The sequence below is a fragment of the Candidatus Poriferisodalis sp. genome, from assembly GCF_965221945.1.
In the GTDB taxonomy this organism is placed as follows: Bacteria; Actinomycetota; Acidimicrobiia; order Acidimicrobiales; family Poriferisodalaceae; genus Poriferisodalis.
The window spans coordinates 1,822,296-1,834,098 of sequence record NZ_OZ244925.1; the positions used below are offsets into that span (position 1 = coordinate 1,822,296).

The window sequence follows — 11,803 nt, forward strand, 5'->3', positions numbered from 1 at the left end:
CCCTGCGCCCCGGTACCTTGCACACAGTGGCCGCCATCGCAGCTCTTGGGGAACTTGCTTCCGGAGTGCGCGCCTGCGACCGTGCCGCCATCGGCCGGGCCATCACGCTCGTCGAGTCCCAGCGGCCCGCTGACGCTCAGCCGGCGCAGGACCTGCTCCATGAATTGCTGCCCTACAGCGGCGGTGCGCACCGCGTGGGCATCACCGGTGTGCCCGGAGTTGGCAAGAGCACGCTCATCGAGACGCTCGGCAGGATGCTCACTGAGCGCGGGCACCGCGTGGCCGTCCTCGCCGTCGACCCGACCTCAGCGCTCCACGGCGGTTCCATCCTCGGTGACAAGACCCGAATGACTGCGCTTGCGAACGATCCTGCAGCCTTCGTTCGACCGTCGCCGACTGCGGGCCAACTGGGCGGCGTGACACGCGTCACCCGCGAGACCGTCCTCGTGCTCGAGGCGGCGGGATTCGACGTCGTGCTTGTCGAGACGGTGGGCGTTGGCCAATCAGAGACCGCCGTGGCCGACATGGTCGACTTCTTTGTCGTGCTCATGCTGGCGGGTGCCGGCGACGATCTGCAGGGGATCAAGAAGGGCATTCTCGAGATCGCCGATCTCATTGCGGTCAACAAGGCCGACGGGAACAACGTCGAGCGCGCCAGCGCGGCAGCGCGTGACTACGAGTTGGCGCTGCACATGACCCAGCCGGCCTCGCCCACATGGACTCCCCCGGTGATCACGTGCTCAGGATTGGCTGGCGACGGCCTGGACACCCTGTGGGAACACGTGCTCGAACATCGCCGGTTGATGTCGGCTTCGGGCGAGCTGGCAGCGCGCCGTGCCGACCAGCGAGTGCGCTGGATGCGGGCGATGCTGACCGAGCGAATGCGCGCTCAGCTCGCTGCGAGCGTGCACGACCTGCTGGCCGACCTCGAAGCACAGGTGCGGTCCGACCAGCTGACGCCGGCTGCGGCTGTCGATCAGCTGATGGCAGCATTCGACGCGTCCGGTGGCTCCTGAGCCAGACGCCATGCATGTCATCGACGGCGGCCGCACAGGAACAGGCGTGAGCTCGAACCTGATCGCAGACGTGCAGTGATGCATCTGATGTACATTTTGCTGCACAGGACATAGAGTCCTGCTAGATACTCCAGCACGGCACGGCTGCGCGGCCGGTCATGGCCAGTTCGTACCTGGTGACGATGGCCAGGGCGATGACGGTACTGCTGTCGCTCTAGGCGGCAGAGCTGCATCTGACGTACACGCCAATCCATAGCGTCAGCCGCCCGGCTGTCACCTCCACCGTCCAAGGAACCACGCGATGTTTCCAAAACCAAATCCCCGTTTGCCCGCTCGCGTTGCTGCGCTACTACTTGCGCTTGCTGCCGGTGCTACAGCCTGCTCGGATTCCACGCCGACGGACTCCGCGGACTCACCAGTCGACACCGGTACCGGGCCGACGCGCAGCACCGCGGCCGTACCCGTTCTCGACATACCAAGCGGCATGACGTGGCAAGAACTGATCGATGTCACAGCCGACGATGCCGAGCTGGCGTGTATCGACGACGCTCTGGGCGACGAGTTGCGTGAAGAACTGCTCGGCCTCACGGCATCCGATGGGGAGGGCTGGCCTGTTATCACCTCGAAGTTGCTTGGCATCAGTGTCGGCGACGACCGGTGGCCCCACGAGCTATGGCGCTGCATGGCACCTGAGACCGCCGCTGCCGTCTACGTCTCCGTGACGCTCGAGGAACTGCGCGAGGTTGTCGCGATTGCGTCCGGTTACGAGGAGTGCGTCGAGCGGCTTCCTGGTGATGCCGAATTGGCCGCATCCATCTCAGAGCGCCTGTCGAGCGAATACAGCATCCCTGACAACGAGGACCTGAGCGACTTTCTCGGAGAGCTCGACGAGGATGTTGTTCTTCCGAGACTGGCCCCGTGCATCGGCGAATCCGACGAGAGCAGCGACAGCGCCGGCACCGACAGAACTGAAGTCACCGCGAGTTCCGCAAGGGACGGTGACTGCAGCCAACAGCAAGGCCCGGAGCTGGGGGCTGAGGAAATCTACGACCGCATCGCGCCTTCAATCGCGTACATCGAGACCGATTGGGGAAGTGGAAGCGGCATCTTGGTCGAGGGCGACTACGTGCTGACCAACCACCATGTGCTGTGGCCATTCGAGGCAGCGACGGTCGTCTTTCCCGATGGCAGTGAGTACGTCGATGTGCCGCTCGTGGCGACCAACCCTTGGGCCGACATCGCTTTGATTGGCCCGCTGGATACCGACGGGAGGCAACTGGCGCTAGTTGACGGCGAGCAGTTGCCTCCCGGCAGCGATGTGTACCTCATTGGCTATCCGGCTGAGTACGAGTACTCGCCGCAGCCGACGATCACACGCGGCATCCTGTCGCGCGTCCGCCACTGGGACAGTTACGACCACACGCTGCTGCAGACCGACTCGGCGATTGCCGGAGGCCAGAGCGGCGGGGCCCTCGTCGACGGTCGCGGGTGTGTCGTGGGCGTTTCTACTTGGTCGTGGACGGACGCCAATTTCGCGGTTTCCACATCGGCGGCGGACAACGCTGATCTCATAGATCTGATGCTGAACGATGACGGTTACGTCTTCTCCTACTCAGATCGCATCGGCGATCCTGAGCAGTTTGCGCATGAGCAACACATCGTCGTCACTGATGAGTGGGAATCGTTCACTTTCGTCGCTTCGTCACCCGCTGGAGATGACATAGAACTGGAGCTTCAGGGTGCCAACGGCGCAGGTCTGTGGGTAGCCGACATCGTCAGTAATCTGATCGACGTCGACGAGGCCCTGCCACGACGCGCGACGGTGCCCGGCCCCTACGCATTCGTCCAGGTCGCAGGCACTGACGCAGGCGCCTCGTACACGCTGCGCAGCAATGCAGTTCTCAGTCGCTACCACGACGAAGACGGTACGAGCCTCGGAATCGACGTCGGCAACGCAGGCATCTTCGACTACAACGGCGACGTTGACTGGTACACGATTCAGCTCTCGCGCGGCGACACCATCCGCATCTGGACTGATTCCATTGGCGCCGATACGACGCTGACGCTGTTCGACCAGGATTCGGCCATCGTTGCCGAAGACGACGACAGCGGTCCCGTCGCTGTGTTCGGCGACCCCGTGAACGCCGAGATCCTCTACGAGGCAATCGGCGCCGGCGCCTTCCACATCGCCGTGAGCTACTACCCCGAATTTTCGTACTCGCAGAACTACATCATCAACGTCGAGTCGATCGAGTGAGCCTTGCGGATTCCGGGACAGCCGCCGCGGTCGTGCCACTGGTGGGGGCATTCCTGGCTTGGCGCTTCCGCCGAATCACGGACCGCCCTGACGCGGCAGGTCGCCATTGACGGTGTGATGTCGGTAAGCGATGAAGTCGTGGACCTGGCTTCGCAAAGCGAACATACCTTCCACTAGCGAGTCCGCCGGTGCCATATTGGGTTCTCTGCTAGGACTCGCGATGTTCTACGCGAGTTTCTGATTTGTGGCTGGTGCGCATCCCGACGGGGGTGTATCACATTTCGCGATATGTTGTGGCCATGGCTCGGGCGATCTCTGTGCGACTCGACGAGGAGTCCCTCCGTGCACTGATCCAGCTCGAGGCTCAGGGGCTGACGCAATCGGAGGCCATCAGATCCTCGCTGGTGCACGAAGCGGCCTCGTGAGTCCAAGGCTCTGCAATTCGTCAGCGAGGGCCGCTCGGTCGCACGCGCAACCTCGACTGTGATCGCACGTGCGCAGCCATATATCAATTTCATGGAACATTGCATGTAGTACATGCATTCTGCTAGACACTCCACTTTGTACGTCAAGCATCAGCCCGCTTGGCCGGTCTGAGCGCGCTGCGCCCGAGCACAGGAGCACACAGCAATGCCCCCCCCCTGATGCATCGAAGCAGCTCCGTTCAGTGAGCGCATCTGAGCTTCCTGACTCTCCAACACGACCGCGGCGCCGCTGGGGCGCCGTGCTTGTATCGGCAGTCCTCATCGCCGCAACGACGCTGTACAGCGCGCCCGCAGCCGCGCACGAGCCGTCGCCGCGCACTCCACCGCAGACCAAGACTGGCAATTGCATCGGCGCCTTGCCCATCGTCGTGGCCTCAGACGCCGCCGCACAGTCCGACATGTACTCAGCCGTCACGCTGGCCGGCGCCCTCGGCACTGACTGCATCATCCTGGCCGGAGGGCGCGATGAGCCATTCCCCGCGTCCGAACTTGAATGCCTCGACGCCGCAGCATCCGGTGGGTACGTCGTCGGCGGCACCGGCGCCGTTCCCGGAAGCAAGATCTCGGGCCGCTCGCTGAGGAGGATCTCCGGTGCCGACCGCTGGAAGACCGCGCAGGCTGTCGGCGCAGAGGTGCAGCGCGTCCTGGCCACACTCGACGATGCCGCGCGCAAGCGTAACGCCGGTACAGGCACAGCCAGCAGCAGGGGCTGCGGCACAACAGCGTCCTCGGACTCGCAGTCCGGCTCTGCCAACGCAGAACTATCGGCAGTAGAGATCTTCGCTCGCGTCTCGCCGTCAATCCCGATTGTGCGCAGCTGCGTGGGCCATGGCAGCGGCATTCTGATCGAGGGCGGCTACATCGTTACCAACGATCACGTCATATGGAACTGCCGAGAGGCGTCAACAGTGCTGTTCCCCGATGGCACGGAGTACACGGGGGTCCCGGTGGTCGCTTCGAATCCTTGGGCCGATATCGCCATCCTCGGCCCGATCCGGACCGGCAAGCCGAAGCTCGACCTCGCGGACGGCGAGGACCTGCCCCCCGGCAGTGATCTGTACCTCATCGGGTACCCCGCCGAATTCGAGGATGCACCACAGCCGTCGATCACCCGCGGAATCCTGTCGCGCGTCCGCCAATGGGACAGCTACGACCTGACGCTGCTGCAAACCGACGCATCCATTGCCGGCGGCCAGAGTGGCGGTGCTCTGGTCGACAGCGCGGGAAGGGTCGTCGGCGTCTCGACCTGGGGCTGGAGCGGCGCCAATTTCGGTATCGCTACGTCTGCTGTCGACGATGCCGCGATCATCGAGCTCATGCTCGATAGCGAAGACTACGAGTACTCCTTTGACTGGGTATCAAGACTGGGCGAGACCGGGAGCACCCAGCAACGCTTCACACTCCCCGCTGGATTCCACATTCGGAGCTTTCTCATCGACCACGACGGAGACGATGACGTTGAGGTAGAGCTGCATGGATGCTCCGACGCCTGGATGTGGGTGGCTGACTGGTTCGAGCCGCACACCGAGTTCGACGATGAGGGCGACCTGCCGCGCAGCCTTCGTCTCTCGGCTGACGACGCACTCCTGAGCTTTGTGGAAGTCGGAGGGTTCGCGACGGAATCGGCGTCGTGCCGCTTGCAGAGTAATGCCGAGCTGATCGAGTACTTCGACGAGACCGGTGTCGAGTTGCAACTCGACGACGGCCCCGCTCGCTATGCCGGCGTGTTCGACTACCACCGTGATTCGGACACATACGAGATCGACCTGACTCAAGGGGATCAAGTACGCATCTGGGTCGATTCAACCAATGCGGACACCTACCTCCGCTTCGCCGACAGCGACGGCCAACTAGTCGCTGCGGACGACGACAGCGGACCGCTGGACTTCTTGGGCGGCAACCTCAATGCTCAAGTCGTGTACCAAGTGCCGAGTAGCGGCACTTACTTCATCGCCGTCGAGTACTTGCCTGATTCGAGCCGTACCTCCACGGGTTCATACTTGCTGTTCGTCGAAAAAACAAATTGATGCAGCAGCTGGTGGCGAGGTCACCGCGGCAATCTTGGTCGCTTGGCGCGAGGCAACGCGGACGTGCCTGACGACTCGCTGACGACGCCGCCCGACGGCGACGACACCAATTCCGATGCCGCCCGACTGCCCAGCTGGTCTCTCGAGCAGGACGAACCGCCCGACGCTCCAGCCGGTGGCGAGAGCTCACCGCCGACACTGCCTGCAACCAACGGCCTGGCCATTGCGGCAATGGTGCTGGGCATTGTTGCCTTCGTGACTTTCGGCATCACCGCACTGGTCGGCGCCCCGCTCGGCCACGTCGCCTTGCGCCAGTCGCGCAAGATCAACGGCAAGGGTCGAGCACAGGCCATCACCGGCATCGTGTGCTCCTACGCGGCAGTGGCACTCGTCGTGGCATTCATAGGTCTCGGAATCGTTGCAGCGCTCGCCGAGCGCGACGCAGCGTCGAAGCCGACTTTGAGTACAGCACTGCCGGCTCCCTCTGCCGGGCCCGAGCCGGACGATGCGACCGGGACGTCTGGATCCGAACCGCAGGCCATTCGCGGCGATGGCAATGGGGACGGAGGTCCAACCGAGCCGGCAGAAGCGACTCAGCAAGCTGCAGCGCCAGCGAACCCGGCTTTCAATGACCTCGATGTCGACGAATTGATCCAGCAGATGATCGACGCAGCCGAGGCTGCAGGAATGCACGACGAGATCGCTCGTCTACGCGATCTTCTGCACGAGGCCACCACGCGGCGGACCAGTCTGGTCAACCGCGGCCTGATGACAAGGCGAGCAGCGGGAGCAGCCGACGATCTGGGAATGCACGGCCACGCGGGCATGCTGCGTGCGCTGGCCGACGACATATTCAAGGCGTCGTTCCTCAACGAGGCCAGCGCAGCGCTTCGCACTCTGGCTCAAGCGATCAGCAGCGCCGACACCCCAGAAGTGATGGCAGATGGCAGCATCGAAGCTGCCTCGATCGCTGACGCCGCCGCGAGCTCGCTGCACGACGGCCAATTGCACGCCAAAGCAGGTGAGATCTCCGCAGCCGCTGGGGCATTGCGTTCATTGGCAGCGCACGCGACCGACGGCGGAGCGGCTGAGCTTGCCGAGCTGCGTGCTGGAACCGACGACGCAGCCAACACCGTGTTGTGGCTCGCTGACATGTTGCACGACCTCTCTGCAGCCATCTACCCGTTCGCTGGGTCGCACGCGGACACGGTCGACGCTGTCCTTAGCCCACACGGAATCATGAGGATCTACCAGGATCCGAATGCCCTCTTCCAGATTCAGTTCCCGGGCCACTACGTCGAGCGGCCCTCTGCGAACCCGAGTCATCTACTGGTGGCTGATGACCCAAAGGGCATCGCCAGAGTCACCATCGTACAATTCAGCGTCGCCGAAGCTGAGACATACACACTGCAGGACTACGCGACCGAAATCCTGACGGCGCTGGAGACTCGCTACGAAGGTGCCGAAGAGATCATTTCATCGGAAATCGCACCGCTGAGGTCCGGCACATTGGCCCACATTCTGTCGTTCAGAATCGGCGACGAAGACGTGACAGCACTCGCGTTCCGTGTCAAGGGGAATCTGCTTATAAGAGTCGCATACATTTATTTCGCGAATCAGGCCGAGAATCAGGCAGAACAGGGCTACGCGCTGACCCTCCCCGAGTTCGGCGAGCTGGTGAGCTACTTGTTCAGCACTCTCGAGGTGTTCTGAGTGGCTGCTTCGATTGGTCCAAGCGGCCGGTCTCCGGCATTGCCTGCAGCGGCCGCCGCCGAGAACGGGCAATGCGTTCGGTTGGTTCGGGCGGGTTCGTATCCGGTCACGATGGCACTTGCGATGGCGGTGCTGCTGTCGCTGAAGGCGGCGGGGCTGCCCCTGACGCTGGCGTCGTACGCGGCGAGCGCCACTGCGGCGGTCCTGGTCACCTGGCACGAGGCGAAGCTGCCCTACCGGCGTGAGTGGCACCCGACGGCGGGCGAGGTGCGCTCCGACGCGACATTCATGGCGGCGTTCCACATGGCGCTGCCATACCTGGGCGGCCTGGCAGTCACGTTTTGGCTGGTCGACTGGCTCGCAGCCACCGATCGGTCGCTCACAGGCCTGTGGCCCCATAGTTGGCCGATCGTCGTGCAGGTAGTCATGATGCTGCTGATTGTGGACTTCGTGCGCTACTGGATCCACTGGTCGCTGCACCGCTTCGTGCCGCTGTGGGGATTCCACGCAGTGCATCACTCCCCGCACAAGCTCTACTGGGTCAACTCAGCACGGGTGCACCCGTTCGAGAAGCTGGCGCACTTCGCCATCGACATCGTGCCGTTCGCCCTCGTCGGCGTCTCCAAAGAGGCGCTGGCTGTCTATTACGTGCTGTGGGGAGTCACCGGCTTCTACCAGCACTCCAACTGCGATGTCCGCTTCGGACCGCTCAACTACGTGTTCAGCGGCCCCGAACTGCATCGCTGGCACCACTCCGAGCGCATCGCCGAGTCCGACCACAACTACGGCAACGTCCTCATCATCTGGGACCTGCTGTTCGGCACCTGGTTCCTGCCCAAGGGCGACGGCGTGGGCACTCTCGGGCTCATCAACCGCAACTACCCGATGGGGTTCGTCAAACAGATGCGCACACCGTTCGTCCGCGGCATCGACAAAGGCCGCCGCCGTCATTTGACCGCGGAATACACCCACGCTGCCGATCGATGACGCGACTGCTGTGACTGACGACTCGCCGACGCAACCGGACGACACTGACGACACCGAACTTGAGGCCGCTCGACCACCATCCGTTCAACGCACGACACGTCGGATTGCCTCTCGGACAATGGACTGGCCGTGAAGGACTGCAGCCCCTCAGCCACGGGCGTGGAGCGGATTGACGGCGAGCGATGGCCGCGGCGACTGGTGCTCCTGCTCAAGGCCATGTTGCTCGCGGCCTCTGTCGCCGTGACAGTTGTGCCGCTGGATCAACTCGAGGGCAAGGGCATGGCATGGCGCCTGCCGATCGTGGTCGTCGCTAGCTCCGTCGTGCCGCTGGCATGGCGGCGCCGGTTCACCCCTTACCCGGCGACGGCGGACCTGCTCGCCATGTCGCCGTTCGTGCTGGATCTTGGCGGCAATGTGGCAGGTCTCTACGACTCATTCAGCCACTTCGACGATGTATTCCATTTTGTGAACTGGGTACTGCTGGTCGGAGCATTCTTGGCATGGCGCTTCCGCCGACTCGCGGACCGCCGCGACGCCGTCAAGATCGGCACCGGCTTCGGTGCCGTGGCCATCGTGATCTGGGAGATCGCCGAATGGATCGCCGGCGAACTCGGCGCCGCCGAGGCACTCGGCCTCACCTACGCCGACACCATCAGCGACCTCGCTCTCTCCACCACCGGAGGCTTCATCGGCGCCCTCGCCGCGGCTGCTCTGCTCGGTCCGCCACGCGCCTCGCGGAGAGCACCTGACCGCACGAACAACCATCGAATGCGAGATTCGTCGCCATCATGAATGACCCAGACAGTCCACAGGACGCCAAACGGACTCGTCGGCCTCGGCCAGCGTCGCCACCTCCACCGAGCGGCGAGACTGCTGCGCAACCCTCACGCTTTACAACCAACGGCATGGCGACCGCCGGATTCCTCCTCTCGCTCGCTGCGATCATCCCGCCGTTGTGGCTCGCAATCTCGTTCGCCAACAATCCCGACGGATGGTTCGGAGGCAGCGGCCTATTGTTGAGCAACGCTGCGTTCACAGCGCTGTTCGTCACACTAATTGTTGCTCCGTGCGAGTTCGTTCTGTTGACGCCGGCATTCGTCTTATCGCTGCGCGCCATAGCACGATCCAAGACGAGCACCCGACGATTCAGCGGACTGGGCATTGCCGGCCTGACCATCTCGGTCGTTGCGGCGCTCTTGCTCGTCGGGGTGGTCGTGACTGCGTGGGTCAAAGCCGGCTGACGGCTGACAGACATCCATTGGCCCTCTTAGCCTGAATCCACCGATTGGCTGTTGGCGGGTGCGGGATTCGCGGGCCGGTGTCGGGTTGGATCACTTCGGGTCTGGTCGGGTTGTTGGGGGGTGATTCATAGCGGATAGGCGGCGATGCCCGGCAGCCCCGACGGGCCTGGACTTTGCGCAGAAATGCCGCCACAGACGGCTAATTTGCACAAAGAAGCGTGACAGCATCTTTCCGAGACGTCGCCTATCCGCGCGGTCTCTTAGCCTGAATCTGGGCCTCCCCCCGTTTTGTGGAGGGCAGGTGCACAGATTGCAGCCGTGCCGATCCTCGTCATTCTGGGACTCGCGATGTTCTACGCGAGTTTCTGATTTGTGGCCGGTGCGCATCCCGACGGGTGTGTATCACATTTCGCGATATGTTGTTGCCATGGCTCGGGCGATCTCTGTGCGACTCGACGAGGAGTCCCTCCGTGCACTGATCCAGCTCGAGGCTCAGGGGCTGACGCAATCGGAGGCCATCAGATCATCGCTGGTGCACGAAGCAGCGCGGCGGCGCGCCCGCTCGGCACTGGCCGCTGAGGTCGCCGCGCTCGAGGCCGATGTCGCCGACCGCACCGAGATGACCGCTGTAGCGAATCTGATGGAACAGCTCCGTGCGCCGGGGTGACATCTACGAACTGCGTCTTCCCCGAGGCGTTGGCCACGAGCAACATGGGCGACGATTCGGAGTTGTCGTGCAGTCCGACGCGCTGCTGCCGCGCTCGGTCGTGTTAGTGGCACCCACCTCGACCAGCGCTCGGCCAGCCTCCTTCAGGCCCACCATCGAGTTCGATGGGCAGCAGACCGCCGTACTCGTCGAGCAAGTGGGCGCTGTTGACGTGACCCGGCTCGGCGACTTCGTAGGCCGTCTACGCCCCGAGGAGCAGTGGGGCATCGACTCTGCCCTCAGCATGATTCTCGACCTCGGCTGAGAGCAAGAGCGCTCCGATCAGAAGTCGGCGTCGAAGGCGACTTCGCCTTCGACGCCGATTTGGTAGCTGGCGACGGTGCGCTCGAAGAAGTTCGTGAGTTCCTGCACATCTTGCAGTTCCATGAACGAGAAGGGGTTCTTCGAGCCGTAGTGCTTGGCAAGGCCGAGCTGGGCGAGGCGCTGGTCGGCAACGAATTCCAAGTACGCCCGGGTGTCGGTCACCGACATGCCCGCGACGCCGCCAGACAGCACGTCGTGCGCGAATTGCGTTTCGACGTCGACCGCCTCGGTGACCATCTGCTGGATTCGCTCAGCCAGGTCCATGTCAAACAGTTCGGGCTCCTCGGCCCGGATCGTGCGCACCACCTCGAAAGCGAAGTTCATGTGCGCCGACTCGTCCCGGAACACCCAGTTCGTGCCGGCCGCCAAGCCGTTCAGCAGCCCCTTCGACCGCAGGAAGTACACGTAGGCAAAGGCGGCGAAGAAGAACAGCCCTTCGATGCACGCGGCGAAACAGATGAGGTTGAGCACGAACGCCTTGCGGTGCTCGACCGTCGTGAGTCGATCGACCGACCAGACGCTGTCCATCCAGCGAAAGCAGAACTCGGCCTTCGCAGCGATCGAGGGGATGTTCTCGATGGCAGCGAAGGCCGCCGACCGCTCGGAGATGTCAGGGATGTAGTGGTCCAGCAGTGTCAGGTAGAACTGCACGTGCAGCGCTTCCTCGTACAGCTGCCGGCTCAGATACATCCGAGCCTCAGGGCTATTGATGTGCTGGTACAGGTTCAGCACCAGATTGTTCGCGACGATCGAATCGCCGGTGGCGAAGAACGCCACGAGCCGGTTGATGAGATGCCGCTCAGCGGGTGCCAGCTTCCGGTTCAGATCGACGATGTCGTCAGAGAAGTCGATCTCCTCAACCGTCCAGGTGTTGCGGATGGCATCGCGGTACATGTCGAAGAACTGCGGGTACCGCATAGGACGCAGCGTCAACTCGAAACCGGGGTCCAAGATCTTGCCCTGCCGCACTGCTGGTTCGGCGGCCGGGTCGGGTTGGGGTACGGCTTGTGGTCTCGGCTCGGGCCCCAATTCGGGCTCTGGCTGGAC

Annotated in this window: 11 protein-coding genes; 10 read left to right on the forward strand and 1 reads right to left on the reverse strand. The window is 63.4% G+C overall.

From position 1 onward, the window contains the following. Positions 1-26: 26 nt before the first annotated feature. The 10 genes from meaB to ACOQPH_RS08550 all read left to right on the forward strand — a co-directional run bounded on the left by meaB (position 27) and on the right by ACOQPH_RS08550 (position 10,697). Positions 27-1,016 (forward strand): methylmalonyl Co-A mutase-associated GTPase MeaB, encoded by a 990-nt coding sequence (gene meaB, locus ACOQPH_RS08505; RefSeq protein WP_420624198.1) that lies wholly within the window; start codon positions 27-29, stop codon positions 1,014-1,016. 484 nt (positions 1,017-1,500) lie between these two features. After that, on the forward strand, positions 1,501-3,273 hold the full coding sequence (locus ACOQPH_RS08510; protein WP_420624199.1) for a trypsin-like peptidase domain-containing protein: 1,773 nt from the start codon (positions 1,501-1,503) through the stop codon (positions 3,271-3,273). A gap of 299 nt (positions 3,274-3,572) precedes the next feature. Further along, positions 3,573-3,698: a hypothetical protein gene (locus ACOQPH_RS08515; RefSeq protein WP_420624200.1), complete on the forward strand. Its 126-nt coding sequence runs from the start codon at positions 3,573-3,575 to the stop codon at positions 3,696-3,698. 242 nt (positions 3,699-3,940) lie between these two features. Further along, positions 3,941-5,785, forward strand: a complete 1,845-nt coding sequence (locus ACOQPH_RS08520) for a trypsin-like peptidase domain-containing protein (protein WP_420624201.1) — start codon at positions 3,941-3,943, stop codon at positions 5,783-5,785. A 42-nt stretch (positions 5,786-5,827) separates the two neighbouring features. Next, positions 5,828-7,498 carry a DUF4190 domain-containing protein gene (locus ACOQPH_RS08525; RefSeq protein ID WP_420624202.1) on the forward strand — a complete coding sequence of 557 codons (1,671 nt, stop codon included), beginning with the start codon at positions 5,828-5,830 and terminating at the stop codon, positions 7,496-7,498. A 111-nt stretch (positions 7,499-7,609) separates the two neighbouring features. Then, a complete protein-coding gene (locus ACOQPH_RS08530) occupies positions 7,610-8,485 on the forward strand; it encodes a sterol desaturase family protein (protein ID WP_420624203.1) in 876 nt (291 codons plus the stop codon). Positions 8,486-8,614: 129 nt separating this feature from the next. Continuing rightward, positions 8,615-9,277, forward strand: coding sequence for a hypothetical protein (locus ACOQPH_RS08535; RefSeq protein ID WP_420624204.1), 663 nt, complete (start codon positions 8,615-8,617; stop codon positions 9,275-9,277). Positions 9,278-9,390: 113 nt separating this feature from the next. Continuing rightward, the gene (locus tag ACOQPH_RS08540) at positions 9,391-9,726 is read left to right on the forward strand and encodes a hypothetical protein (RefSeq protein ID WP_420624205.1); all 336 of its coding nucleotides are present in this window, start codon (positions 9,391-9,393) and stop codon (positions 9,724-9,726) included. Between the two features lie 427 nt (positions 9,727-10,153). Further along, positions 10,154-10,393 carry a hypothetical protein gene (locus ACOQPH_RS08545; RefSeq protein WP_420624206.1) on the forward strand — a complete coding sequence of 80 codons (240 nt, stop codon included), beginning with the start codon at positions 10,154-10,156 and terminating at the stop codon, positions 10,391-10,393. Next, positions 10,380-10,697: a type II toxin-antitoxin system PemK/MazF family toxin gene (locus ACOQPH_RS08550; RefSeq protein ID WP_420624207.1), complete on the forward strand. Its 318-nt coding sequence runs from the start codon at positions 10,380-10,382 to the stop codon at positions 10,695-10,697. Before ACOQPH_RS08545 ends, ACOQPH_RS08550 begins: the two co-directional genes overlap by 14 nt. Positions 10,698-10,714: 17 nt before the next feature. Here the strand turns inward: ACOQPH_RS08550 and ACOQPH_RS08555 are convergent, their stop codons facing one another. After that, positions 10,715-11,674 carry a ribonucleotide-diphosphate reductase subunit beta gene (locus ACOQPH_RS08555; protein ID WP_420624330.1) on the reverse strand — a complete coding sequence of 320 codons (960 nt, stop codon included), beginning with the start codon at positions 11,672-11,674 and terminating at the stop codon, positions 10,715-10,717. Positions 11,675-11,803: the final 129 nt, after the last annotated feature.